The sequence below is a fragment of the Mycobacterium sp. E1747 genome, from assembly GCF_001667775.1.
Taxonomy (GTDB): Bacteria; Actinomycetota; Actinomycetes; order Mycobacteriales; family Mycobacteriaceae; genus Mycobacterium.
Genome location: NZ_LZJI01000048.1, coordinates 1 through 23580, shown reverse-complemented (window position 1 = coordinate 23580; position 23580 = coordinate 1). Strand labels below are relative to the sequence as shown.

Below are 23580 nucleotides of genomic sequence, written 5' to 3'. Positions count from 1 at the left end.
GGCAGCCCACCCATCTCGGATCTCCGCGGTGAGGTGGCAACCGCCGCGGCCCAGGCCCTGGGCCGTTAGGGCCGCTCGAAGTGTTGGTAGTCAAGGGGAGCCGCCCATTCGCCGCCCCACCGCCAACCGCGATCTGTGAAGGCGCGCACCGCCGGATCGCCGGGATGTAAGAGTCCCGGATCGGTGCGGCTGCGGTCCAGGTACGCGGCCGCGTTCTGCGGTTCGAAATACCCGCTGGCGTACAGGCACGGGTTCACCAGCGTATTGATATCGATCGCCCGACCGTAAGCGTGTGGAGACCATTCGTCGGTTCCCGGGATGAGGCGGCAGTTGAACGCCGACGTGTTGTTGTCCTCCATCGACAATTCGTCGTTTGCGTCGGGGTAATGGTCGACCGTGCGGATCTTCTCGATGGGATAGCGCAGGCGGTAAAGCTGCTCGAAGATCGCGCCGACCTCCGGCGCCAAGTCCTGATGAACGATCAGCGGGCCGCGATGCGTCTGGCCGTCGAAACCGAGGTAGCTGACGTCGACCCGGCGCAGCTGCTCCGGCTCGACGGGGCAACCAGGCCGCCAGGTCGCGCCGAGTTCGGCGGCGGTGACCGGCTCCACGGTGGCACCTGCGGGGGCTGGCGGCGGACCGGCCGGCGCCGTGGCCGCCGACGATGACGGCGGAGCGGACGCTGACCGCGTGGCCACCTGTGGTGGTGCCGCGACCGTGCACTGCGCCAGCACCAGACACGCCGCGAGCATTCCGGTCATGGCGGCACCCCGCCGCTCGAAGCGCGTCAACCGGGATGCAGAGTTCACCGCTTGCTTCTTCCCATCCTCCAAGCCGGCCGTCACGTTACGCCGAGTCTGCGCCACGGTGCGGGCGAGATTTCCGCGTTCGGTGCAACGACGCGAGGTTATATTCGAGCATGCGCTTCATCTATGGCTATGTCGCTGCGGCGGTCGCCATGGCCACCGGCGTATTGCTCGTCGCCCCGGTCGTATTGGGGGCGGGGTCTGCGCACGCTGACAATGGCATCGAAGGTTATGCGCGTTGCGTCGGAGGCGGTGCGCAGCCGCCGCCGCCCGGGGTGCGTCCGGAGAACTGGTTTCCCAGCGTTCATGTGATCGAGACGGATGTGGACGGTGCTGTGCCACCGGCGCAAATCGTCGAGACATTAGTGGATATGGGGGTCAGTCGGCCCGACGCCGTGCGGCAGGTGCAGTGCTTTCTGGCCTACGAACCGCGCGGGTGACAAGCTCAGGGCTGGCGCACGACGATGACCGGGATTTTCGCCCTGTTGACCACCGCCGACCCGACCGAGCCGAGCAAGGCGCCGGCGAACCCCCCGCGGCCGTGGCTGCCGACCACCATCAGTTGCGCCAGTTCGGACGCCTCGATCAGGCAATGCGCCGGGTCGCCGATCTCGATTCTGCGACGAATCGCCACATTGGGATAGCGTTCGTGCCAGCCCGCTAGCCGTTCGGCCAGCGTCTCCTCCTCCTCGGATAGCCGGGAGTCCCACCTGGTGTCTTGAAAAGCGTTGTTGGAGTTGAATTCTCGGGGATCAGCCCAGGCATGGAAAGCGATCAGGCCGACACGTCGTCGCGACGCTTCTTCGAATGCGATCGCGGTGGCGGCTTCCGACGCCGACGAACCGTCGATGCCCACGAGGACGGGTGCCTGTGCGACATTGCTGGGCAGCGGTTCCCCGTTGTGGATCACGGCGACCGGGCAGTGCGCGTTGTAGACCAATCCTGAACTCACCGAGCCGAGGACGCTGCGCGCCAGCACGCCGCCATAGCCCCGATAGCCGACGACAACCATCTCCACCTCCTTGGAGAGGGCGACCAGCGTGGCGACGGCGGTCGAATAGATCACCTCGCCGTCGACCTGAACGAGACCGCGTTCACCGGTGCTCTGCTCGGCGACCCGGATCGCCGACGTGACGACTTCGCGTGCCCGGTGTTGCTGCCGGTGCCCGACCGCCGCGCCGGCCCGCAGCCACCCCGGCACCGGGTCGTCGACGACATGGACCAGGGCCAGCGGCGCGTCGCGCAAGGCGGCAGTCAGAGCCGCCCACCGGACGGCACCCAGTGCCGCCGCCGAGCCGTCGACGCCCACCAAGACCGCGTTACGTGGGGGTTGCCACATTCCAGCTCCTGATCGGCCGCTTGCCCACAGGCAGGATTATCCAGCGCCACCGCTTGTGTCAGGGCCGAAGCGATCCAAGGACCAGGGACCAAGGGCATCGATTGAAGCGACCAACGCACTCTGACTGACGCGTCGAGGTCACCTGAGGAAAGATGGACGCGTGACCGATGCCGCCTGGAGCCTCTATGCCGAGGAAGTCGACAACGTCGACGGCTGGTTCTTTGAGGCCGACGTCAAGCTCTTCAGCAAACTGATCGCGTCCCAGACGGCGGAGGACATCAAGGGGGACATGCTCGAGATCGGCGCATACCAAGGCAAGTCCGCCATCCTGATGGGATACGGTCTCCGCGACGATGAAGAACTGGTGATTTGCGACTTGTTCGACGCCGTAATGGACCACGCGGACATGGCTCTGGTTCCACGCCAGCAGTATTCGGGGCTCGAGCAGCAGCAGTTCCTCGCCAATTGGGATCGATTCCACGCTCGCCGGCCGACGCTCGAAGTGTGCGAGTCATCAGAGCTCGACCTCCGAGAACGGGCACTGCGCTTCGTCCACATCGACGGTTGTCACAGCTATCGGTGCGTCGCGAACGACATTGCCCTCGCCACGACACACCTGGCAAAACGGGGCGTGATCGCGATCGACGACTATCGAGGTGTCGAGACTCCCGGCGTGGCCGCGGCGGTCTGGCAGGCGGTCGGCAACGGCTGTTTGTTCCCGTTCGCGGCGACCTACATGAAGATCTACGCCTGCACGTCGGCCGCTGACCGGAGTTTCTGGTCGGAGCGGGTCCGCGATTGTGCCGACATCTGTGCCGTCCCGGATTTCGAGTTGCCGTCGTATCGCAGCGTCTCGGAGAGCCAGATTGAGGCCTCGGTCGCCAAGCCCTGACCGGCGCCCAGATCAGCCCGCGTCTCGCGGCGTTCGTTGATCGGCCAGCGGGCCACGAGTGGCCGCCTCTTCTAGCGCTTGGGCTGCAAGGGCGGCGCTTTGAGCGGGCGGGGTCATCTGCGCAGCGACCTCGCGAGTCCGGGCGAGGTAGTGCGGGGCGAGGATGGACCGCAGATCCGAGACGAGAGACTCCAAGGTGGTGTCTACGAAGCGCCGGCCGATTCCGACTCCGAGTTGGTCGACCGCATCCGCCCACATCGGCTGATCGACCGATACGGCGAGGGCCAGGGTGGGGACTCCGGCCCGGATGCCGGCGAACGTTGTGCCGGGCCCCCCGTGGTGAACGACCGCGCGGCAAGCAGGAAACACGGTCGCGTGGTTCACCGCGCTGACAACCTTGACGTCGACGGAATCCGGTTGGGCGGTCAAGTCACTCACGCCGCTGCAAATCAACGCCCGCTCGCCGAGTTGCGCGCACGCCGTGGTGATCATCGCGATGACGTCCGTGGGGGACGCGACTCGTGCGCTGCTGCCGAAGCCGAAGTAGATCGGTGGCGTTCCCGCGTCGATCCAGGACGACACATCATCGTCGACTTCCGTCGGCAACTCGAGGGTCAGGCCGCCGACGAAAGGCCGTTGGGCGCCGCATTCGACCCATTCGGCCGCCAACCCGGGAAAGAAGAGTTCGTCATAGGCCTGGATCTCGAGCGGTCGCCGCGTCGAGGGCCTCGTTCCGGGCAGGCTTAATGCCCGGCGCTGGGCGTCTTCGGCCTCTTTGGTGATGGACGAACCCGGATGGCCCGGCGGGATGGGGTAGATGTGCACCGCAGCTTGCGGAATGTCGTAGTGCTCAGCAACATTGGCGGCGAGCCCCTGTTGGCCTGCGTCCGTCAACAGCAGGTCTGCGCCCTCGGCTAGGGAAACGAGTGCTCTACCCAATTGCGGCCAGAGTCGCTTTATATCGCTGAGGATTTCCCATGCCATGAGGACTGGGGGCGGCGTGATCCCGTATTTGCGGGCGATCTCCGCATTCTGCTCGACTTGGTCGCGGCCGTGGGCGACCGCGGTTAGGCCTGCCGACTCGATGAATCCAATGTAGTTGGGCGGGACCGCCATAAGCACGCTATGGCCTCTGCGCTGAAGCTCCCGGCCGATGGCGGCGCAAGGCTCGATATCACCCCGCGTTCCCAAGCTCGCCAGGACAAATTTCATCGCCAGAACCTCACTCGAGGTGATCGGTGTGCGATCTCATCGTCGACCGGGACTCTCGGGCGCCAGCCCCGCCAAGGCTATCCGACCGAAGGTCGATGTTGACTCCTCTGGGGCTCTCCCGCCGCCAACAGCCTCCCACGTCCTAACATTGATGGGCGAGGGTCATCGCTGGTCGACCCTCCGGTCATCAAGGCGCCGAGACGAGGAGAAGTATCCGTGCATCAGTCGCTTTCATCCCTGTCGGCCACACGAAGGCTGCTCCTTGCCCTCGCGGTTGTCGTCGCTTCGGCTCTGATGCCGGGCGCGCTTTCGACCGCCCGCGCCGACGCGATCGGTTTTCCGCCGGACTGGCCTAACTACGAGATGCAGACCGAACAGACGATGTGCAGGGCCATGGCGGACGGCTGGTCCCGCGGGCAGATCGTCGGCGCGATGCAGCAGGCGAACAACCAGGGCGTGACCGGGCTGAATCCGGATCAGGCCGCCAAGCGCGCCAACATGTGGGTCGATCTCGGCCGGATCAAGTACTGCCCGGGCGCTGGCGCCCCGTAATCCCCGACGGTCACGGGTTGTTGTCGGTCCAGCGATCCAACGGTGCCTCCAGATCGGGACAAAACGTTCCGACGGCGCCCATGATCTGGCCCGGCTGCGGGGGTCCCCATGGACCGTGGGGGTCGGCGCCGCGAAGGCACCAGCGACGCCGCAACCAGCGCTGATCGAGCGAGGTTCCGCCCGATCATGCCGCTAGCAGAGGGCTGCGGAAAACCACCCGCCGGCCACCAGCGCGATCACGAGTGCGGCGGTGGTGTGCCCGGTTGACGCCGCGACGACTACGCCGGTGATCGCAGCGATGAAGGCCATGACCATCACCAGGGCCAGGAGTATCCGATGGGAGTGCACCGCTCCGCTAGCGCGTGGTGCAACGACTACGTACTTGCCCGAGCCGTGGGGTGCGGACATACAAGCTCCCATCGCGTTGTGACCTCAGATACAACTGAAGCACAAATGTGCTGTGCATCACAACCAGACGCGATGAAGTGGCTCGCCTTTTTAGCCGCCGTTAACCCTCCGGGTCGGGCGCCCACCGCGGTGGGCGCGGATCCGGCCGGCGTGTCGACCGTGCGGCCGCCAGCGCCACGGTGCGCTCGCCGTTGATCGTGGTCAGCGGCGGAGGCTGGCCCTTGCGCAGCGTCGCGATCAGTTCTCGGTAAGGGCCGATGAGGTAGACGGTGTCACCGGCTTTCAGGCGGGCGTCGCGCCGCGGGCGCAACCTGACCGGCCCCTCCGGCCGGGTGATCGCGATGACACGCGTCTGGGTCGACAGATCGACCATCCGCGAACCGTCGAGCTCGCTGCCCGCCGCTACCAGCATCCCGCCGACCATGAAGGAGCGCTGGCCAACCCAGAATGTGCCGAGCACCTGCAAGCCCATCGCCGCGCCGATGAACCACGGCGCCGCCAGGTCGACGATCGACCGCACGTTCTCGAAACCGAACCGCCGGTGCACCGCGGTGCCGAGCGCGCGGCCCTGAACGCGCATGACGATGGGTACCTTCGTGTCGGATCCCAGCATTTCGAGCAGCACGATCCCGGTTTCGATGTTTTTCATGTCGTCCTGCGTCACCAGCGCCACCCCTCGGGCGCGCTCGATGCGCGCCGACACCAGCGTCTGGCGCATTGTCGGATCCCCGAAGATCACCGGCACATCGAGTGCGGCCACGGTCGGCAGGAAGCGGTTGCTGTCGTCGGGCTCGATGACCAGGACGTCGTATCCGGCCGCCGCGAGATCGCTGACGACCCGCACCCCGATCGAACCCAGCCCGACGACGACGACGTGGTCGTGCATGTGGCGTGCGCGCCGCAGTCCGGCCGTTTGGACGAAGCGGCGCGACAGCAGGAGGTCGGCAAGGAATGCGACGAGGATGGCGGTGACGCTCGCGCCGCCGAACATCAACAGGACCCCGAACAGCCGCAGCGTGGTGGATTGCTGGGCGAAGCTGAAGTCGCCGTAGCCCACCGTCGTGATCGTCTCGGAGGCGAAGTACAGGGCATCGGTCCACGACATTCGGGGGTTGTGATAGGCGAAGTGCACCACCGCCGTCGACCCAATGGTGAGAAACAGCGCGAACGCCAGCGAGGGGAACAGCATCGGGTTCACCTCGTCGCGGATGGCGCGCGCCGCGTCGATGACCCGCCGCACCGGGGAGTGGCGAGCGCGCGTCGCGGCCGGGGGAGGCAAGGTGATGCCACGGGCTTCCAATTCATCCTTCACGCCGATCATCGACGTCCAGTCGCCGGCGTATACCCGCAGATCTCGTCCCGGGCATGGCACCACCTCGCCGGGAGCGGGTGAATTCTTACCGTGGACCACCGCGACCGGTGCCAGGTCGGCGTAGATCTCCCGGAGCGTCGCGCTGTAGGGCGCCTCGGATCCCCAGACGACGAATTCGATACCGGCCGTGTCGAACTGGTGGGCGTTGCGCGACAGGACGGCTTCGACGATCGATGGCGCCGCGAGGTCGGCGACGTCCAAGATCGCGCCGGGGCCGTTGACGGTGTCCACGGCTTCGCGCAGCACGTCGTTGGCCAACCGGGCCACCACCCGGACGTTCGGACTGAATTCCCTTGCTAACAAAGCGATTTCGAGATTCACCGCGTCACTGGGGCCCGCGCACACGACGGCTCGCGCGCGATGCACCCCGGCGCCGAGGAGGTCGGCGGCGGTGTTGATCTTGATGATTCGCGCGCCGGCGCCCCTCAACTCCTCGGCGATCGTCTTCGACAGCGCGTCGTCACCGCTGACGATGATCTCGCGGTGAAACTGAAAGAGTTCGCCCATTGCGCGGGGCTTCGTTCGATTCTTACGCGCGTCGATCGCCGCGGCTGGGCGCCGGATGACCGCCGGTTGCGTTGCGTGGCATGACTACCCCTACTTCTGCTGCGGCTGCGTGGACCATATGACTATCGGCCAATGCGCAGGGAAGTGCCACCGGAACCCGGCGGCGGGCGCGATCAAAGCCCTGTCTTTCTGTGACGCAACCGGTTCGACTCGCGGTGGTGACGTGGGCGAAATAGTCAGGGCGTAGAAAGCGCTGGCCTGCCACTGCCGACGATCAAGCTAAGGAGCGTTGCGTGTCCGAGAAGACGCCCGACGATATTTTCAAGCTCGCCAGGGACGAGAACATTGAGTACGTCGACGTCCGCTTCTGTGACCTGCCAGGCACCATGCAGCACTTCACAATTCCGATCTACGCCTTCGATGAAGGTGTGTTCGAGGAAGGCCTGGCCTTTGACGGCTCCTCGATCCGCGGGTTTCAATCGATCCACGAGTCCGACATGGTGCTGCTGCCCGACCCCGAGACCGCGACCATCGACCCATTCCGCGCCCGCAAGACGCTGAACGTGAACTTCTTCGTGCACGATCCGTTCACCCTCGAGGTGTACTCGCGCGACCCGCGCAACATCGCCCGCAAGGCCGAGAACTATCTGATCAGTTCCGGCATCGCGGACACCGCCTACTTCGGTCCGGAGGCGGAGTTCTACATCTTCGACTCGGTCAGCTTCGACTCGAGCACCAACGCATCGTTCTACAAGGTCGACGCGTCGTCCGGGTGGTGGAACACCGGAGAGGACGCCGGCGCCGACGGAAGCCCCAATCTCGGCTACAAGGTCCGCCCCAAGGGTGGGTATTTCCCGGTGGCCCCGACCGATCACTACGTCGATCTGCGCGACGAGATCCTCACCCACCTGACCAATGCCGGTTACTCCCTGGAGAAGGGCCACCACGAAGTCGGCAGCGGCGGGCAGGCCGAGATCAACTACAAGTTCAATACGTTGCTACACGCGGCCGATGACCACCAGATGTACAAGTACATCGTCAAGCAGACCGCCTGGCAGGCCGGCAAGACCGTCACCTTCATGCCCAAGCCGTTGTTCGGCGACAACGGTTCCGGCATGCACTGTCACCAGTCGCTGTGGAAGGACGGCGTGCCGCTGATGTTCGACGCGACCGGGTACGCCGGCCTGTCGGACACCGCGCGGCACTACATCGGCGGCCTGCTGTACCACGCCCCGTCGTTGCTGGCATTCACCAACCCGACCGTGAACTCCTACAAGCGTCTGGTTCCCGGCTTCGAGGCGCCGATCAACCTGGTCTACAGCCAGCGCAACCGGTCGGCGTGCGTGCGCATCCCGATCACCGGTGACAATCCGAAGACCAAGCGGCTGGAATTCCGTTGCCCCGACGCGTCGGGCAACCCGTATCTGTCGTTCGCGGCCCAGTTGATGGCCGGATTGGACGGCATCAAGCACAAGATCGAGCCGCCCCCGCCGGTGGACAAGGACCTCTACGAACTGCCGCCGGAGGAGGCTGCGGAGATCCCGCAGGCGCCCACGCAGCTGTCGGCGGTGATCGACCGTCTGGAGGAAGACAGCGAATACCTGACCGAGGGCGGGGTCTTCACCCCCGACGTCATCGCGACGTGGATCAACTACAAGCGCACCTACGAGATCGCGCCTTTCAACCTCCGGCCGACCCCGTACGAATTCGCCCTCTATTACGACGTATGAGGTAGTTCGCTTTCAGCGCAGTTAGCCGAGCCGACGCCCCGGGTACCCGTCCGGGCATGGGGTGGGTCCAATCGCATGCGGTCGCAATCTTCTCGGCGTTGCTTTCTGCGTTCTGGGCCGCCGTGGGCATCGTCGTTCGCCAGCGCGCCGCACAGGATGTTCCCGCCGATCAGGGCACGTCGGTGACGATGGTGATGACCATGGTCCGGCGGCCGCTGTGGTGGGCGGGTCTGATCGCCGCCGTCGCCGGCTACGTGTTCCAGGCCGTCGCGCTGGCCCACGGCTCCCTGCTGCTGGTCCAGCCGCTGCTGGTCTCCTCGCTGCTCTTCGCGCTGCCGTTGGGCGCGCGACTGTGCGACCAGCGCATAAGCGCGGTCCAGTGGGGTTGGGCGACGCTGTTGACCGGCGCGCTGGCGGCCTTCGTGCTCGTCGGTCAGCCCCGGGAGGGCGACGGCCGTCCGCCGGTTCCGGCGTGGACGTTGACGTTGCTGGTGACCGTGCCGCTGCTGGTCGTCTGCGTGATGGCGGCAGGCCGCGCCATCGGCCGTGCACGGGCGATGCTGCTGGGATTCGCGGTGGCGGTCCTGCTCGGCATGATCGCCGTGTTGACGAAGATCTGCACGCACCGTTTCGCGGTCGGCGGTTGGCATGGGTTGCTGGCCGTCCCCGCCCCCTACCTCCTGGTCGGCCTTGCCGTGGCGGCGACGGTGGTGCAGAATTCGGCGTTCCACGCCGGTGCGTTGCAGGCGTCGGTGCCGATCATGTTGGTGGGGGAGCCCGTTGTCGCGGTCGTGCTCGGCGTTGCGGTGCTGGGTGAACACCTCGCGGTGGGCGGCTCGACGGCGCTGGCGTTGTTGGTCGCGGTCTCGGCGATGGCGGCCTCCGCCGTCGCGCTCAGCCGGAGCCAGGCGATCGAGGTCGAGAGCTACCCCGCGCGGGAGCAGTCCTTGGCGGGCGTGAGCCGGCTATGAGTCGGTGTCCAACAACCGCAGCGGGTGCAGACCGTCGACCGCGCCCACGAACGGCGGGTGAATGCTGTAGCCGAGCATGCGGCGAATGTCGCCGGAAACCGCCCGCGCGGTCTCGCGCGATATCGACAGGGTGAAGGCTTCCATCGGCCGCAGCCAGGGTTGGCAGTACTGGGCGGTGACGGCGAGACGGTCTCGGTCGGTGCTATTGGCGCCCCCGCCGTGCCAGAGTGTGCCCACGAAGAAGACGCATGAGCCGGCGGGCATCACGACGGGCAGAGCCCGATCGTCGGTGCCGGGCCGGCGCTTGCCCCAGCGGTGACTGCCGGGGTAGAGGACGGTGGCGCCGTTGTCGGCGGTGAAATCGTCGATGGCCCAGATCGTCGCCGCCGCCAGGGGTTCGCGGGGCCGCGGTATCGGGTAGAAGCCGTCGTCGTGGTGAGCCAGTTGCGCGGCCTCTCCCGGCTGAATGTTGATGGCCTGCAAGGCCGACAACAGGTAGTTGGGCATCAGCAACCGATCCAGCACCGCCAGCACCCGCGGATGGTCGATGATCCCGTCGCACACGCGGGTTCTGCTGAGCAGGCTGTAGACGCGTTGGGTGCGCCGGCCCTCGAAGGAATTGCGGCCCGTGTGCCCGAGCCAGGGCCGCACGATCTCACGGATTTCCTGGCACTGCTCGGGCGTGAGCAGGTCGGGCCAGATGACGTAACCGTCGCGGTCGATGGCCGCCATGTCGGCGTCGACGATCGCGTTGTCGACCGAGCTTCCGCCGGTCGGTGTCCGCTTGTACCGCTGCGCCAGATCGCCCCTGAGGTCTTCCAGCGTGGTGACGGAGTCGTCGATATTCATTGGCGTGCGCCCTTCGTCCCAGTCCAGATTAGGCCGGGCACGCCTCACCTCAACCCCTCAACCCGGTGATGAACCGCTGCACGCTGCGGGTCAGCGAACGCGGGACATGGTCGGGATCCACCAGCTCGTTCTCCGCCAGCGGTCCCGCCTCATTGGCCACGGTGCCCTCGGTGAACGGCCGCAACGTCTTGCCCTCTCCGCGCAGGGCCTCGATGGCCTCGAGGATCGACCGGCGTTCGCGCGTCGCGCCGTCGAACTCACCGACCGACACGCCGAGGTGTTCGGCCACCAATTCGCTTCGCAGCGCGGTGATTTGGGCGCGCACGCGATCGTCTTCGGGACTGGCCGGCTCCGCCTCGATGGCCAGGTCGCACTCGCTGTCGAATCCCATCGACCGGTTGTTGAGATTCGATGAGCCGATACGCAGCAACCGGTTGTCCACCACGACCACCTTCGAGTGGACGTAGATCGGCGCCCCGCCGTCCGTCACCGGCCAGTAGATGCCCAGCCTCCGATGCTCGTCCGCGGCCCACAGCAGCTGGATGAGCCGGTGGCGTGCGGAATCCATCGTCCCGCGCTCGAGGGGGTTGTTCCCCCGGCGGGCGATGACGATGACGATCTCCGGCCCGTCGTCTTCCTTCAGCCGGGCGGCCAGCGCGTCGACGATGCGCCGGGACGCCAGGTACTGGTTTTCCAGATAGATCGAGTCCCGCGCCGCCGCTATGGCCGCAAGGTTGAGCGTCTCGACCTGCCGAGTTTCGGGGCGACGGCCGAGTTCCGGCAGGGTCAGAGCGATTCCCACGTCGACGCCGCGCAACGCCGGCTTGAGTTTGCCGGGCCACGCGGTGTGCTTGGCGGTTACCGGTTGCAACGACTGCTTGGTCGCCGTCTGCCACCGCTGAAGGGCTTGTTCGCGCAGTGCTCGCGCGGCCGCACCGTCGACCGCCGCGGCGACGTCGTGCCGCGGCCCATAGCTGCGTCCCAACGTCCGACGGACCTGACCGTCATGGTCGTGCGCGCGTGTGTCCCATCGGTCGACGGTGAGGTCGATCCCTCCGCAGAACGCCACCGAATCGTCGACGGCGACGATCTTCTGGTGATGGACGGCGCCGGTGGGACGGGCGCCGTCGATGGCGAAGTGGATTCGCCTGCTGCTGATCTGGTTCACCAGCGCCACCGGAGTCAGCCCGAACCAGATGCCGTCGAAGGCCGGCAGAAGACGCAAATTGGACTTCAATAGATAGATTTCGAGCGCGGGTCGCTTCCAGAGCATCCAATAGAGAAAGGCGCCCAGCTGATTCGGGCCGGGCAGGGTCTTGACGCCCCGTTCGAACGTCATCCTGGCGTCGAAATCCCAACCGATCAGGACGATCCGGTGCCTGGCCCGCAACATCGACGCCTTGACGTGCCTGAAGTAATCGGCCGCGTCGATGATGTAGCCGAACCGATCGGCACGCTCCACACGCCAGCACGTTCGCCCGGGGACCAACAGCCGATCGTTGCCCACGCCAACGCCCTCAACGAAGTTGACGGTTCGGCGCGGGCATAAGCCTTGTGTACCACACCCGGGCAGTGGAGAAATGTTTGCTTTGCGAGGGGGACCAGGCCGCCAGGACAACGCTCACCCTCTGTACAAGGATGGGGTGGTGCGGATGCTTCTCCTGCTGGCGAGCTTCGCCGCCGTCATCGGCGCTGCCGCGGCCGCGCAGGCCGATCCCGTCGGTAGTCCCGATGCGAGCTTCTTGGCCGCGCTCGATCAGGCCGGTGTTCCCTACAAGGACGGCGCCGTCGCCATTCGGGTGGGCAAGAAGGCGTGCGAACTGATGGACCAGGGCCACTCCAAAGCCGCCGTCATCCAAAGTGTGTCCTCGGAGAACGCCGGTTTCACCGTGTCGGATGCCACCAGTTTCACGACCAGCGCGGTCAACGCCTACTGCCCCCAGCACATCGGGGAACCGAACACGGAGCCCCCGCCGCGCCCGACCGATACCGGGATGTTCCCCTGGATTCCGTTCCCGCCGCCCGGTGCGGCATAGAGCGCGGCACGGCTGGCAGGAGTCGGCCCGGCGCGACAAGATGGACCAGATGTGGCCTGACTGGTGGATGATCGCGCTGGGCATCCTGAGCGCGTTTGTGGTGATCTGGCTGAGCCTCGCCGTCACCTTCTGGCTGCTCAGACCCAAGGCCAAGTTGCAAGACCTGGTGCGCCTGCTGCCCGACGTGCTTCGGCTGCTCAAACGCCTCGCTGCCGATCGCGAACTGCCGCGGCGGATCCGAGTCGTCCTGGTCGCGCTGATCGCCTTCGTCGTGTCGCCCATCGACCTGATACCGGATGCCATCCCGGTGATCGGGTTCGCCGACGACGTGATCATCGTCGGCCTGGTGCTGCGCTGGATCAGCCGCAGTGCGGGACCCGATGCACTGGCCAGGCACTGGCCCGGCACACCCGACGGCCTCGCCACCCTGTGCTGGCTGTGCGGGCTGCCCGATCCCGCGCTGGAGTGACCGTGGATCTATTTCGGCGCACGGCCTTCGGCTTGACCAGGGCATAGTGGCCCGCCTTCATCCAAATGCCCCCGCGTGGCCCGCTCCATGACTGCCCGTCGCGGTGAACCCGTGCGCGAAGGCACGGTTTGCTCTTAGGCTGCCGAGCATGTCAATCGACCGGGCGGCACTTCTGGCGGGCAGTATCCGACTCACCTCCGGCGTCTGGTTCCTCGTCGACCCCTTGAGCGCGAACCGATTCTGGGGGGATCCGGAGGAACCGACGCCGACGGCGCGACTGTTGTTGCGGTCCATGGGATATCGCGACGCGTTGATCGGTGGGCTGCTCGCCGTGGCGGCGCTGCGCGGCAAGAACACCCGCGGCTGGTTCCTGGCGTCGGGCGGTGCCGACGCGGCCGACCTGCTCGGGGGAATGAGCGTCCACCAGGAACTGCGGCCGTCGCAACGGATCATCGGCCTGGGTGGCGCGGTCGTCGGCATCGGCGTGGGCCTGTGGGGCGCGGCGCGCCGGACCACGCGGGCGAGCGACGAAGCCGCCCCGTGACGCCCCAGCGGACCGGCGAATATTTGCTTGCTCAGCGCGACCAAGCGGTCGCCGGAACGGGGTAGATGCGGTTGACTGGGCGGCATGGGGTTAGGCGTACTGACATTCGTAACCGATGAGGGTATCGGCCCGGGCGAGCTGGGGCAGGCGCTGGAACGGCGCGGATTCGAGTCGCTGTTCCTCGCCGAGCACACCCACATCCCCGCTGGAGACGTCACCCCCTATCCGTCCGGCGGTCCCATCCCCCCGAAGTACTACCGCACTCTGGACCCGTTCGTGGCGCTGACCGCCGCGGCGGCCGCCACCGAGCGGCTGGTCCTGGGCACCGGCATCGCGCTGGTTCCCCAGCGCGATCCGATTCACACGGCCAAGGAGGTGGCATCGCTGGATCTGGTGTCGCGCGGCCGATTCCGGTTCGGCGTGGGTGTGGGCTGGCTGCGCGAGGAAATCGCGAACCACGGGGTCGACCCGTCCGTTCGGGGACGGGTGGTCGACGAGCGACTGGACTCGATGATCGAGATCTGGACACACGAAAAGGCAGAATTTCACGGCGAATTCGTAAACTTCGGGCCCATCTACAGTTGGCCCAAGCCGGTGCAGAAGCCTTACCCGCCGCTGTACTTCGGCGGCGGACCCGCCGGCTTCAAACGCATCGCCCGGCTGCATGCGGGCTGGCTGTCGATGACACCGTCGGCGGACGTCTTGGCCCCGCAGTTGGAACGACTGCGCGACCTGGCCAGTCCGGACGTGCCGGTGATCAGCTTCCATGGTGGCGCGCCGACGGCCGCGCAACTCGAGGGTTACCGCGCTCTCGGGATGCAGCACCTGCTGGTCGAGCTGCCCACCGAGCCGCGCGACGAAACCCTTCGGCGCCTTGACGAGTTGCAGGCCGAATCCGCAAAGTTGGCGTAACGCTAAGTGCCGCAGAACGTTTGATACTTGCCGAAGTCCTCCGGCGCCGGACTGGCGTAGCGTTCCAGGCCCGGCCGTTCATCATACGGGGAGGTCACCGCGGCGAGCAGCTGTTCGAGCGGGCCCAGATCACCCGCAGTCGCGGCCGTCAGTGTTTCCTCCACCAGGTGGTTGCGCGGAATATAGATCGGGTTGACCCGGTCCATGACATCGGCGTCGGGTTGCAGCGCTTGCCAGCGTGACACCCAGGCGTCGAAGCCGGCGAGGTCGATGAACAACCCGCGCGCGGGTTCGGCGTCGCCTCGCGCCGCCCGACCGAGCTGGCGAAAGAACGAGGTGTAGTCGACGTGGCTGTCCTTGAGCAGGGCGAGCAACTCGTCGACCAGGGCGGCCGAGGCGGTGGCCTCGAGACCGGGCAGACCGAGTTTGGCGCGCATCCCGGACGACCACACCGCGTCGTACTCACGCTCGAAGACCCCGAACGACGTCTCCGCTAGCGCTACCGCCTGCTCGACATCGTCGGAGAGCAGGGGAAGCAGCGTCTCGGCGAACCGGGCGAGGTTCCAGCCGGCGACGACGGCCTGGTTGCCGTACGCGTAGCGTCCCCAGAAGTCGATGGAGCTGAACACCGTGTCGGGATCGTAGGCCTCCATGAAGGCGCACGGCCCGTAGTCGATCGTCTCTCCGGAGATCGTCATGTTGTCGGTGTTCATCACCCCGTGGACGAACCCGATCAGCATCCACCGCGCAACGAGCGACGCCTGGACGGCGACCACCCCCTCGAACAACGCGAGGTAGGGCCGGTCGGCGTTCGCGGCGCTGGGATGGTGGCGGGCGATCGCGTGATCGGCGAGGCGCCGCAGTAGGTCGATGTCACCGGTGGATGCGGCGAACTGGAAGCTGCCGACGCGTAGGTGGCTGCTGGCCACCCGGGTCAGGACGGCCCCGGGGAGTTCCGCCTCGCGCAGGACCGGGCGGCCGGTGCCCACGACGGCCAACGATCGCGTCGTCGGCACGCCGAGCGCATGCATCGCCTCGCTGACGATGTATTCGCGCAGCATCGGGCCCACGGCCGCGAGGCCGTCGCCGCCGCGCGCGAACGGTGTCGGCCCGGAGCCCTTCAGGTGGATGTCGCGCAGGCGCCCGCCGCCGTCGACGAGTTCGCCGAGGAGCAGGGCGCGGCCGTCGCCCAGCCGGGGGACGAAGCCGCCGAACTGGTGTCCGGCGTAGGCCTGCGCCACCGGAACGGCGCCGCTGGGCAGCAGGTCGCCGACCAGGAAGCGCAACCCCTCTGGGCTTCGCAGCCACGCGGTGTCCAGGCCGAGTTCCGCCGCGAGCGGCTCGTTGAGGGCGAGCATCCGCGGAGCGGCCGGCGGCTCGGCCTGCCAGCGGACGGCCATCTCCGGCAATGCACGGAAGAACCGGTCCTGCAGGGCGACGGTCATGTCCGGGGCGACGCTCATCTCAACGAGCCTACGGTGATTTACGAGCCGAGGGCCTGCCCGATGAGATCGCGGGCGCGGTCGAGCATCGACGCGAACGGCCCAAGGGCAAAGTTCATCTTCGCCGACTCCACGCCGGGGTGCGGATGCGTCGGCGCGATGGCCTGAGCCGCCCGCACCGCCGCACCCATCCGCTTGAGGTCGGCGTCGTCGACTTCCTTCTGCAGCACGGGGAACTCCTCGCTTTCCTCCTGCTGCGCATGGTCCAGCACGGCCTCGCGAAGCTTTTTCACCTCGTCGATGAACTGCTGCGAGGTGACGTCGAGGTCTTCGATGCTCGACAGCAACTCCTTGGCCTCGTGCTCCTCTTTGAGTCGGGCGTCGACGATCGCGTCGCCGGCGTCGGCCTCCCGGCGCACGCGCGGGTGCACCACCATTTCTTCGGCCGTCTCGTGTACGGCCAGCAGTTGACGCAGGGTTGCGAACGGCTTTTCCCGCGCCTGGGGATCGGATGCGTGCAGCACCTCGTCGAACAGATCCTCGATCAGGTTGTGCTGCGCCTTGAGGAACGCGACGACTTCCTCGGGCGATTGGACAATCATGTCGGCCATCGCCGATACCTCCAGTGTTTTACGCGAATCTGGCTGCGCACTTTGGGCTGTGTGCGCCTTCGCCAGGCATACCCGCTGCACAACCGCCTAAACGGCGCCTGCCCCGGCGCGGTGAAAGCCTGCGGCGCAAAGCGTTTCGTTCGAGGGTGCCGGCGACAGCGAGACGGTGCGGTCTCGGATGGCCGGCCCCGACGCCGGGGTTCGCGAGATTGTCCTTCCGGCGCTTGAGTCCGGCGAGTCCGCCCAGCCCGAGGAGGCCCGCCAGACCCCCCAGCGCGCTGTTGTCGCTGTGCTGGTCATTTCTGTTGTCCGCCAACGTAGTTGTGGCGGACGACCGCGCGGGCGCAGTCGAACTCCGCCGGAGCCCAAGTGGCCTGACCGAGATCTGCCCAGCCGGGCGGGCCCGGGCGTCAGGGGTCGCCGCTAAAGCGATCTGTCTCACACGCCGAAAATGCGGATGTTATCTGCCGAGGGGTGAATGGGTAGCCGCTAAAGAGGCGCTTTCGTGCCGATCCAAACAATCAACGCAGGAGGCGAAATCTTCGATGACTTCATCGGACAAGACGACGGTGCTGGCGCAGTTGCGCGCGCTTCACCAGCTGACCAACACCGAGATCCAGGTCGCGGAAACGCGCATCCCGCAGGCGCGTACCGAGGCCGTTCAGCGCGAGCTCACGCAGAACGCGTCCAACGCCCGTGAGCGGTCCGAGGCGATCGAGAAGGCGATCCGCGAGCTCGGCGGTGTCCCCGACATCGTCGGGGAGTTCCTGGGCCGAGCCGCCGCGGCGGTCAAGGCCCTGACCGAGCAAGCCCAACCGTTCGACGAGGCTCTCCTGGGCGACCTCGCGCTGGAAGATCAGTTGCTGGACCGGGCCCGCTACCTGAAGGCATTGGCCGTCGCGGCCGAGCTTCCCGACGTCGAGAGCTTGGCGACGCGGCTGATCACGGCGCACTCGGCGACCGTGGATTGGCTGACGACCGTGCTGGCCGAAGATGCGCTCGGCGGCCCGGCCGCGCTGCGCCGCACGCCGTTGCAGGCCGCGGCCGGTACCGCGGTGAAACTGGTCAACCTGCCGGTCGAATGGTCGGTCCGGGGCGTCGACAGGGCGGCGGACGCGCTGCGCTCGGCCCGGCCGACGTTCAACGAGCTGGTGAGCCGGAGTGCGCACGCCGGTGACGTCGCAACCCGGGCGCTCGCCGCGTCGCGCAACGCCGCACTCGAGGCGGCCGAAAAGGTCACCCGCAACGAGGGCGCCCGGCAGACGGCCGACGCCCTGCACGCGGCGCGCGCCGCGGTGGGCGTCCTCGACGCCGATGAGTTGCCCATCGCCAACTATGACGAGCTCAACGTCAGCGAGGCCGTCGCCGAGGTGAAGGAGCTCGGGAGTCCGAGCGACGTGCGGGCCATCATCGCCTACGAAGAGGCCAACAAGAACCGCCAGCGGGTCGTGTCGGCCGCCCAGACGCGTGTCGCCGCGATCGCGCAGGAAGTCGTCGGCATCAACTAGCCGAGCATTTCAAAACCAGGCCGCCCGGGCGAGGGTTTCCTCCGCCCGGGCGGCCAGCCTTTTCTGCGGCGGGGGGCACGCCCGTTTGGGGGCATCGCTACGGTTAAGGCATCAATCCGACATCGATAATTACGAGAGACGAATGTACGACCAGGTCAACAGCAGCGCCACGGAGCCCGACGACGTCATCGGCTACCGCATCGATCCCGTTCTGGCCCGGAGTTGGCTATTGGTCAACGGCGCGCACGCCGACCGCTTCCAATCCGCGACGCACTCCCGGGCCGACATCGTCGTGCTCGACATCGAGGACGCCGTCGCGCCCAAGGACAAGCACGCCGCCCGCGACAACGTGGTGAGCTGGTTGGCTGCCGGCAACACCGACTGGGTCCGCGTCAACGGTTTCGGCACCCCGTGGTGGGCGGACGACCTCGCCGCGCTGTCCGGCACGCCGGTCGGCGGGGTGATGCTGGCGATGGTCGAATCGGTGGACCATGTCACCGAGACCGCGCAACGGCTGCCCAACGTACCGATCGTGGCGCTGGTGGAAACGGCCCGCGGCCTGGAGCGCATCACCGAGATCGCCGCGGCGAAGGGCACCTTCCGGCTCGCCTTCGGCATCGGCGACTTTCGTCGCGACACCGGCTTCGGCGAACACCCCAGCACGCTGGCCTACGCGCGGTCGCGCTTCACCATCGCCGCCAAGGCAGCGAGCCTGCCCAGCGCCATCGACGGGCCCACAATCGGCTCCAACGCACTGAAGTTGATTGAGGCCACCGCCGTCTCCGTGGAATTCGGGATGACCGGCAAGATCTGCCTGACCCCGGACCAATGCGGGGTGGTGAACGAGGGCCTGTCGCCGTCGCAGGACGAAATCGCCTGGGCGAAAGAATTTTTCGCCGAATTCGAACGTGACGGGGGAGAGATCCGCAACGGATCGGACCTGCCGCGGATTGCGCGGGCCACCAAGATCCTCGAGCTGGCCCGCGCCTACGACATAGAATCGTCGGACTTCGACGACGAAGAACGGGATCATTCACCCGCGCCGTCGGACACCTATCACTACTGAGCGACAAAGCGGGTCCGGGATGAGCGTTGTGGTGGATTTTCATTTCGACCCGATGTGCCCATTCGCCTATCAGACCTCGCTGTGGATCCGCGACGTTCGCGAGCAACTGGGCATCACCGTCAACTGGAGATTCTTCAGCCTCGAGGAGATCAACCGGTCCGAGGGCCAGAAGCACCCCTGGGAGCGGGAGTGGTCCTACGGGTGGTCGTTGATGCGGATCGGCGCGCTGCTGCGCCGAACGGACATGGCGCTGCTGGACCGGTGGTACGCCGCCATCGGACATGAACTGCACACGCTGGGCGGCAAACCGCACGACCCCGCGGTCGCTCGCCGTCTGCTGGGCGAGTTCGGCGTGGAGCCGTCGCTTCTCGATGCGGCCCTCGGCGACCCGACCACGCACGACGAGATCCACCTCGACCATCAGCGCGTGGCCGACGCTGGCGGCTATGGGGTGCCAACGCTGTTTCTGTTGGGGCAGTGCCTATTTGGGCCGGTGCTGGTGGACCCGCCGACCGGTCCGAAGGCCCTGACGCTGTGGAACGTCGTCACCGGCATGGCCGAGTTGCCCCACGTGTACGAGCTGCAGCGCCCCAAGTCGCCCGCCGATGCCGAGCTGATCGGCCGCGCGCTGCGTCCCTACCTGGACGGGCGCGATTGGGTCAGCATCAATCGCGGCGAGGTCATCGATGTGCAGCACCTCACCGGCCAGGCCTGACCAATGCCTAGGCCGCATGGCGCGCGATGGAGACCCCGATGCGGAATTCCACCTCACTGACCGTGATCGCGGGGACGCGCGGCGGGGCGGTTGATCGGTAGCTCTTGCCCGTGGGCGTGGTGAATTGCGCAGTGTGGGTGTGGTTTTCGTCGACTGCGGCGCTCACCCGCCAGCCCGCGCTTTCCTTGGCGTAGTTGCAACCCTCGCACAGGCCCAGGCCGTTGTCCGCGGTGGTCTGGCCGCCGTCCGCCCACGGTTGCGCGTGGTCGTTGTGCCTGATGGGCGCATCGCAGTAGGGAGTGCGGCAACGTTGATCGCGCAGCGCGATGAATGCGGCCAGCCCGCGCGGAAAGATCCGTGCCCGTGACTCCAGGGCTACCAGCGCCCCGGCCCGGGGATGCGCGTAGAGCCTGCGCAGGGTCGCGCGCGAGCGCGGGTCGCTGGCGGCGTTGCTGACCATCGCGCGCGCCACCGCCGCGGGGATGGGGCCGTAGCCGGAGAGGTCGGCCGGGGCGTTGTCACCGCCCAGCAGCGTGTCGTCGGAGAGCACCAGGTTGACGGCGACCGGGGTGGGGACCGCCGCGCTGCGGCCGGTGACCCGCTCCACCAAGGTGTCGGCCATCAGCTGCCCGCGTGAGCGCCCGTCGCCGCGCGTATCCGCCTCGCGGCGCAGCGCCGCATACACCGAAACCCCTTGGGCCACTGGCAACAACGCGGTGAGATATGTCATCGTGTCGGGCGCGGGCCGAATGGTTACCGTGCGTTCCTTCTCCGCCCTGGCCGCCCGATCGACGACGGCATGCGGGTCTAGGCGATAGGCGATCGCCTTGGCGGCCGCGGCCACCCGCGCATCGCCCATGCCGTCCAGGTTCGCCGGCTCGGCGCACAGTTCGGCGTCCAAGGTCCGCCGGTCCTCGACCTCCAGGCAGGCGCTCTCGCGGACGATCAGCGTCGCCCGCCATTCCGACAGCAGCCCGCGCTGCAGCGCCGCCAGCGTGTACGGCATTTCGTGCACGAGGGCGTTGGCGAAGCCCACGTGTCGCCCGCCCCGCGCCGGGGCATCGCGCCGCGCGAGCGCGACCTCGGTGGCCACGCCCCGGCCGCGCCGCGCGGCGGGCACCCCGGCGGCCGCCTCGGCACCTCGACGCGCGGCGTCCAGCGCGGCCGTCGCGCGGGCCTGCCCGGCGGCGGCCGCCGACTTGGCCGCCTCCAGCTCCGCGATGCGCTCGATCAGCGCCGATTCGTCGGCCGACGCGTCGATGACCATCAATTCTTCGAACATATTTTCGATAGTAACCGGGACCGCCGACGAGTCCGCCGCTACGCTGGCCGGGTGAGCGCCAAGAACCGGATCAGGGTGGCGCGGGTGTACGACGATGTCGGCGCCGACGACGGCCAGCGGGTGCTCGTCGACCGCATGTGGCCGCGAGGGGTGCGCAAGGATGACCCGCGGGTGGGGATCTGGTCCAAGGACGTCGCGCCAACCAAGGACCTCCGCGAGTGGTATCACCACCGGTCCGAACACTTCGACGAATTCGCCAAGCGCTATGAGGCGGAGCTGCGCGACAACCCGGCGCTCGAGGAGCTGCGCGAGCTGTCCCGCCGCGGCGTCGTCACCCTGGTCACCGCGACCCGCGACCCGGGCATCAGCCACGCCGCCGTCCTCGCGGAGCTGCTGAAAAAGCCACTGAACGCGTGAGACGATCGTGCGATGCGGCTGGGATTGCACGCCCTGGGAATCGGCGCCGGCGCCGATCGCGCCGTGATCGATGCCGTCGCGTCGACCGCGGACGACTGCGGTTTTGCCACGCTGTGGGCCGGCGAACACGTCGTCATGGTCGATCGATCCGCCTCCCGCTATCCCTACTCCGACGACGGCGTCATTGCCGTTCCCGCCCAAGCGGATTGGCTCGACCCGATGATCGCACTGAGCTTCGCCGCGGCGGCCTCATCGCGGATCGGGCTGGCGACGGGCGTGCTCCTGTTGCCCGAGCACAATCCGGTGGTGGTGGCCAAGCAGGCCGCCAGCCTGGATCGGCTCGGCGGTGGGCGCCTGACTCTGGGGGTCGGCGTCGGCTGGTCCCGGGAGGAGTTCGCCGCGCTTTCGGTGCCGTTCGCCCGCCGCGGCGCGCGCACCGCCGAATACGTTGCCGCGATGCGCGCGGTGTGGCGCGACGACATCGCCTCGTTCGACGGTGACTTCGTCAGCTTCGACTCGATTCGGGTCAACCCCAGGCCGGTGCGCGACCGCCAGATCCCGATAGTCGTTGGTGGCAATAGTGATTCGGCGCTGCGGCGCGTCGCGGCGTGGGGTGACGGCTGGTATGGCTTCAACCTCGACGGCGTTGCAGCCGTCCGTGATCGCCTCGTCAGGCTGGAGCGGCTATGCGCCGAGGCGGCGCGGGACCGCGGGCAGCTGCGGCTGTCAGTGGCGCTGCGCGACCCGAGCGTCGGTGATGTCGGTGCCCTCGCCGATCTCGGCGTCGACGAATTGGTTCTGGTCGCGGCCCCGCCCGATCGCCCCGATGCCGCGGCCGAATGGGTTTCGGCTCTGGCCGACCGGTGGATGGCGGGGGCACCGGCGTGAGCGACGACCACCCCATACTGCCGCGGGAGTTGACCGACCTCCGCGACGAGGTGCGCGCCGTCCCGCCGCCGCCCATCCCGACCTTGCCCGAGCCCTACGGGTTGCGGCTGGCCGATCCGGACGCCGACGCCGAGATGATCGCCGAGTGGATGAACCGGCCACACCTCGTGGAAGCGTGGGAGTCCGCCTGGCCGGCGGCGCGCTGGCGCCGCTACCTGCGGGCGCAACTCGACGGCGGCTTCTCCCGACCGTTCGTCGCGACACTCGACGCGATACCGCGGGCCTATATCGAGTTATATCGCGCGGCAAAGGATTCCATTGCCAACCGGTATGACCACGATCCGCACGACTTGGGCTTGCACGTCGCGGTCGCCGATCTGGACTACATCAAGCGGGGGCACGTCAGTTACCTGCTGCCCCATCTGGTGGGCAGCATCCTGGGCCTCGACCCACAATGCCGGCGCATCATGTTCGATCCGGACCACCGCAACGTCCTGGCGCGTACGTTCTGCGAGCGGGGCGGCTGCGTCTTCCTCGGTGAGCACGACATGTCGAACCGGCGGATGGCGCTCTACGCGCTGCCCCGCACGCCCGACGACGTCCCCGTCGGTTGACTCAGAGCTGCTCGGCGATGCGCTGCGCCAGGAACGCGGCCGCCTCACCGAGTGCGACGCTGACGACGATGTTGGCGATCGCCGCGCGCAACTGGCGCTCCTCGCCAAGCCGCTGAGTTTCCAGCATCCAGGTGGAGAACGTGGTGTAGGCACCGACGAACGCGGTGCCGATCAGCAGGGCCGCTTCCTTGCTCAGCACCAGGCCCGCCAGAAAGCCCAATAGCGCTGCGCCGCTGACGTTCACAGCCAACGTCCCGACCGGGAAGGACCGGGCCACCCGACGGGCCACCGCGCGGTCGACTACGAAGCGCAGCACCGAACCGATGCCGCCGATCAGCGGCACACCGACCCAGAGCAAGACCGCGCCGGCCGTCATCCGCGCACCCGGTCCCGGCGCACCAATTTGGTGGCAAGGTGTACGGCGAGCAGTCCCAACGC

Annotated in this window: 27 protein-coding genes; 15 read left to right on the top strand and 12 right to left on the bottom strand. The window is 67.5% G+C overall.

The features are described 5' to 3' along the window. Nucleotides 1-65 precede the first annotated feature (65 nt). Nucleotides 66-752, bottom strand: a complete 687-nt coding sequence (locus A5695_RS04745) for a M15 family metallopeptidase (protein WP_369830158.1) — start codon at nt 750-752, stop codon at nt 66-68. 167 nt (nt 753-919) lie between these two features. Between A5695_RS04745 and A5695_RS04740 the strand changes: the two genes are divergently transcribed. Then, nucleotides 920-1246: a hypothetical protein gene (locus tag A5695_RS04740; RefSeq protein WP_068078799.1), complete on the top strand. Its 327-nt coding sequence runs from the start codon at nt 920-922 to the stop codon at nt 1244-1246. Between the two features lie 5 nt (nt 1247-1251). On the opposite strand, the gene A5695_RS04735 is transcribed toward A5695_RS04740, so the two are convergent. After that, the gene (locus A5695_RS04735; protein WP_068078797.1) at nt 1252-2145 is read right to left on the bottom strand and encodes a universal stress protein; all 894 of its coding nucleotides are present in this window, start codon (nt 2143-2145) and stop codon (nt 1252-1254) included. 160 nt (nt 2146-2305) lie between these two features. On the opposite strand from A5695_RS04735, the gene A5695_RS04730 reads away from it, so the two are divergent. Next, nucleotides 2306-3037, top strand: coding sequence for a class I SAM-dependent methyltransferase (locus A5695_RS04730; RefSeq protein ID WP_068078795.1), 732 nt, complete (start codon nt 2306-2308; stop codon nt 3035-3037). Nucleotides 3038-3049: 12 nt separating this feature from the next. Here A5695_RS04730 and A5695_RS04725 read toward each other — a convergent pair whose 3' ends face one another. Continuing rightward, entirely contained in the window at nt 3050-4249 is a 1200-nt protein-coding gene (locus A5695_RS04725; protein WP_068078793.1) for a glycosyltransferase, read from the bottom strand. 216 nt (nt 4250-4465) lie between these two features. Here A5695_RS04725 and A5695_RS04720 point away from each other — a divergent pair, with 216 nt between their 5' ends. After that, complete coding sequence (locus A5695_RS04720; RefSeq protein ID WP_156749462.1) at nt 4466-4801, top strand: hypothetical protein; 336 nt, start codon at nt 4466-4468, stop codon at nt 4799-4801. 192 nt (nt 4802-4993) lie between these two features. Here A5695_RS04720 and A5695_RS04715 read toward each other — a convergent pair whose 3' ends face one another. Both A5695_RS04715 and A5695_RS04710 read right to left on the bottom strand, forming a co-directional pair. Continuing rightward, nucleotides 4994-5209, bottom strand: coding sequence for a hypothetical protein (locus A5695_RS04715; protein WP_068078789.1), 216 nt, complete (start codon nt 5207-5209; stop codon nt 4994-4996). Nucleotides 5210-5309: 100 nt separating this feature from the next. Continuing rightward, entirely contained in the window at nt 5310-7088 is a 1779-nt protein-coding gene (locus tag A5695_RS04710; protein WP_068078787.1) for an NAD-binding protein, read from the bottom strand. A 293-nt stretch (nt 7089-7381) separates the two neighbouring features. Between A5695_RS04710 and glnA the strand changes: the two genes are divergently transcribed. After that, nucleotides 7382-8818 (top strand): type I glutamate--ammonia ligase, encoded by a 1437-nt coding sequence (gene glnA, locus A5695_RS04705; protein WP_068078785.1) that lies wholly within the window; start codon nt 7382-7384, stop codon nt 8816-8818. A 56-nt stretch (nt 8819-8874) separates the two neighbouring features. After that, a complete protein-coding gene (locus A5695_RS04700) occupies nt 8875-9789 on the top strand; it encodes a DMT family transporter (protein WP_068078783.1) in 915 nt (304 codons plus the stop codon). Here the strand turns inward: A5695_RS04700 and A5695_RS04695 are convergent. Beyond that, entirely contained in the window at nt 9784-10638 is an 855-nt protein-coding gene (locus A5695_RS04695; RefSeq protein ID WP_068078781.1) for a phytanoyl-CoA dioxygenase family protein, read from the bottom strand. The genes A5695_RS04700 and A5695_RS04695 overlap by 6 nt on opposite strands. Before the next feature lie 49 nt (nt 10639-10687). Continuing rightward, on the bottom strand, nt 10688-12145 hold the full coding sequence (locus A5695_RS04690; RefSeq protein ID WP_068078779.1) for a phospholipase D-like domain-containing protein: 1458 nt from the start codon (nt 12143-12145) through the stop codon (nt 10688-10690). 145 nt (nt 12146-12290) lie between these two features. On the opposite strand from A5695_RS04690, the gene A5695_RS04685 reads away from it, so the two are divergent. From A5695_RS04685 to A5695_RS04670, 4 genes are all read left to right on the top strand, one after another. Then, nucleotides 12291-12674 (top strand): DUF732 domain-containing protein, encoded by a 384-nt coding sequence (locus tag A5695_RS04685; protein ID WP_231974715.1) that lies wholly within the window; start codon nt 12291-12293, stop codon nt 12672-12674. A gap of 49 nt (nt 12675-12723) precedes the next feature. Next, nucleotides 12724-13143 carry a YkvA family protein gene (locus A5695_RS04680; RefSeq protein WP_068078801.1) on the top strand — a complete coding sequence of 140 codons (420 nt, stop codon included), beginning with the start codon at nt 12724-12726 and terminating at the stop codon, nt 13141-13143. Nucleotides 13144-13291: 148 nt separating this feature from the next. Continuing rightward, nucleotides 13292-13687 (top strand): DUF4267 domain-containing protein, encoded by a 396-nt coding sequence (locus A5695_RS04675; RefSeq protein WP_068078777.1) that lies wholly within the window; start codon nt 13292-13294, stop codon nt 13685-13687. Nucleotides 13688-13771: 84 nt separating this feature from the next. After that, nucleotides 13772-14599 (top strand): LLM class F420-dependent oxidoreductase, encoded by an 828-nt coding sequence (locus tag A5695_RS04670; protein ID WP_068078775.1) that lies wholly within the window; start codon nt 13772-13774, stop codon nt 14597-14599. 2 nt (nt 14600-14601) lie between these two features. On the opposite strand, the gene A5695_RS04665 is transcribed toward A5695_RS04670, so the two are convergent. Genes A5695_RS04665 through A5695_RS28280 form a run of 3 tightly spaced genes read right to left on the bottom strand, consistent with a single transcriptional unit; the run spans nt 14602 to nt 17094 of the window. After that, a complete protein-coding gene (locus tag A5695_RS04665) occupies nt 14602-16062 on the bottom strand; it encodes a YdiU family protein (protein ID WP_068078773.1) in 1461 nt (486 codons plus the stop codon). A 20-nt stretch (nt 16063-16082) separates the two neighbouring features. Beyond that, nucleotides 16083-16652, bottom strand: coding sequence for a hemerythrin domain-containing protein (locus A5695_RS04660; protein WP_068078771.1), 570 nt, complete (start codon nt 16650-16652; stop codon nt 16083-16085). Between the two features lie 19 nt (nt 16653-16671). After that, nucleotides 16672-17094 carry an LPXTG cell wall anchor domain-containing protein gene (locus A5695_RS28280; protein ID WP_231974714.1) on the bottom strand — a complete coding sequence of 141 codons (423 nt, stop codon included), beginning with the start codon at nt 17092-17094 and terminating at the stop codon, nt 16672-16674. 103 nt (nt 17095-17197) lie between these two features. On the opposite strand from A5695_RS28280, the gene A5695_RS04655 reads away from it, so the two are divergent. From A5695_RS04655 to A5695_RS04645, 3 genes are all read left to right on the top strand, one after another. Next, nucleotides 17198-18160 carry a hypothetical protein gene (locus tag A5695_RS04655; protein ID WP_068078769.1) on the top strand — a complete coding sequence of 321 codons (963 nt, stop codon included), beginning with the start codon at nt 17198-17200 and terminating at the stop codon, nt 18158-18160. A gap of 142 nt (nt 18161-18302) precedes the next feature. Continuing rightward, complete coding sequence (locus A5695_RS04650; RefSeq protein ID WP_068078767.1) at nt 18303-19226, top strand: CoA ester lyase; 924 nt, start codon at nt 18303-18305, stop codon at nt 19224-19226. Nucleotides 19227-19245: 19 nt separating this feature from the next. Next, nucleotides 19246-19941, top strand: a complete 696-nt coding sequence (locus tag A5695_RS04645; RefSeq protein WP_068078765.1) for a DsbA family protein — start codon at nt 19246-19248, stop codon at nt 19939-19941. Nucleotides 19942-19948: 7 nt separating this feature from the next. Here A5695_RS04645 and A5695_RS04640 read toward each other — a convergent pair whose 3' ends face one another. Then, nucleotides 19949-21223 (bottom strand): HNH endonuclease signature motif containing protein, encoded by a 1275-nt coding sequence (locus A5695_RS04640; RefSeq protein ID WP_068078763.1) that lies wholly within the window; start codon nt 21221-21223, stop codon nt 19949-19951. Between the two features lie 51 nt (nt 21224-21274). Here A5695_RS04640 and A5695_RS04635 point away from each other — a divergent pair, with 51 nt between their 5' ends. The 3 genes from A5695_RS04635 to A5695_RS04625 are packed head-to-tail and all read left to right on the top strand — an operon-like array spanning nt 21275 to nt 23142. Beyond that, the gene (locus tag A5695_RS04635; RefSeq protein ID WP_068078761.1) at nt 21275-21640 is read left to right on the top strand and encodes a DUF488 domain-containing protein; all 366 of its coding nucleotides are present in this window, start codon (nt 21275-21277) and stop codon (nt 21638-21640) included. 12 nt (nt 21641-21652) lie between these two features. Continuing rightward, nucleotides 21653-22528, top strand: coding sequence for an LLM class F420-dependent oxidoreductase (locus tag A5695_RS04630; protein WP_068078760.1), 876 nt, complete (start codon nt 21653-21655; stop codon nt 22526-22528). Then, nucleotides 22525-23142 carry a GNAT family N-acetyltransferase gene (locus tag A5695_RS04625; protein ID WP_082945855.1) on the top strand — a complete coding sequence of 206 codons (618 nt, stop codon included), beginning with the start codon at nt 22525-22527 and terminating at the stop codon, nt 23140-23142. Before A5695_RS04630 ends, A5695_RS04625 begins: the two co-directional genes overlap by 4 nt. 1 nt (nt 23143) lies before the next feature. Here A5695_RS04625 and crcB read toward each other — a convergent pair whose 3' ends face one another. Next, nucleotides 23144-23518 (bottom strand): fluoride efflux transporter CrcB, encoded by a 375-nt coding sequence (crcB, locus tag A5695_RS04620; protein WP_068078756.1) that lies wholly within the window; start codon nt 23516-23518, stop codon nt 23144-23146. Nucleotides 23519-23580 lie beyond the last annotated feature (62 nt).

Bases quoted from the DNA above. Each gene is read 5' to 3' on its own strand.
- A5695_RS04710 (WP_068078787.1), bottom strand. From the start codon at position 7,088: ATGGGCGAACTCTTTCAGTTTCACCGCGAGATCATCGTCAGCGGTGAC.
- A5695_RS04655 (WP_068078769.1), top strand. From the start codon at position 17,198: ATGACTTCATCGGACAAGACGACGGTGCTGGCGCAGTTGCGCGCGCTT.
- A5695_RS04735 (WP_068078797.1), bottom strand. From the start codon at position 2,145: ATGTGGCAACCCCCACGTAACGCGGTCTTGGTGGGCGTCGACGGCTCG.
- A5695_RS04725 (WP_068078793.1), bottom strand. From the start codon at position 4,249: ATGAAATTTGTCCTGGCGAGCTTGGGAACGCGGGGTGATATCGAGCCT.
- A5695_RS04630 (WP_068078760.1), top strand. From the start codon at position 21,653: ATGCGGCTGGGATTGCACGCCCTGGGAATCGGCGCCGGCGCCGATCGC.
- A5695_RS04670 (WP_068078775.1), top strand. From the start codon at position 13,772: ATGGGGTTAGGCGTACTGACATTCGTAACCGATGAGGGTATCGGCCCG.
- A5695_RS04715 (WP_068078789.1), bottom strand. From the start codon at position 5,209: ATGTCCGCACCCCACGGCTCGGGCAAGTACGTAGTCGTTGCACCACGC.
- A5695_RS04640 (WP_068078763.1), bottom strand. From the start codon at position 21,223: ATGTTCGAAGAATTGATGGTCATCGACGCGTCGGCCGACGAATCGGCG.
- A5695_RS04650 (WP_068078767.1), top strand. From the start codon at position 18,303: ATGTACGACCAGGTCAACAGCAGCGCCACGGAGCCCGACGACGTCATC.
- A5695_RS04745 (WP_369830158.1), bottom strand. From the start codon at position 752: ATGCTCGCGGCGTGTCTGGTGCTGGCGCAGTGCACGGTCGCGGCACCA.
- A5695_RS04700 (WP_068078783.1), top strand. From the start codon at position 8,875: ATGGGGTGGGTCCAATCGCATGCGGTCGCAATCTTCTCGGCGTTGCTT.
- A5695_RS04665 (WP_068078773.1), bottom strand. From the start codon at position 16,062: ATGAGCGTCGCCCCGGACATGACCGTCGCCCTGCAGGACCGGTTCTTC.
- crcB (WP_068078756.1), bottom strand. From the start codon at position 23,518: ATGACGGCCGGCGCGGTCTTGCTCTGGGTCGGTGTGCCGCTGATCGGC.
- A5695_RS04675 (WP_068078777.1), top strand. From the start codon at position 13,292: ATGTCAATCGACCGGGCGGCACTTCTGGCGGGCAGTATCCGACTCACC.
- A5695_RS04740 (WP_068078799.1), top strand. From the start codon at position 920: ATGCGCTTCATCTATGGCTATGTCGCTGCGGCGGTCGCCATGGCCACC.
- A5695_RS04685 (WP_231974715.1), top strand. From the start codon at position 12,291: ATGCTTCTCCTGCTGGCGAGCTTCGCCGCCGTCATCGGCGCTGCCGCG.
- A5695_RS04680 (WP_068078801.1), top strand. From the start codon at position 12,724: ATGTGGCCTGACTGGTGGATGATCGCGCTGGGCATCCTGAGCGCGTTT.
- A5695_RS04660 (WP_068078771.1), bottom strand. From the start codon at position 16,652: ATGGCCGACATGATTGTCCAATCGCCCGAGGAAGTCGTCGCGTTCCTC.
- A5695_RS04695 (WP_068078781.1), bottom strand. From the start codon at position 10,638: ATGAATATCGACGACTCCGTCACCACGCTGGAAGACCTCAGGGGCGAT.
- A5695_RS04645 (WP_068078765.1), top strand. From the start codon at position 19,246: ATGAGCGTTGTGGTGGATTTTCATTTCGACCCGATGTGCCCATTCGCC.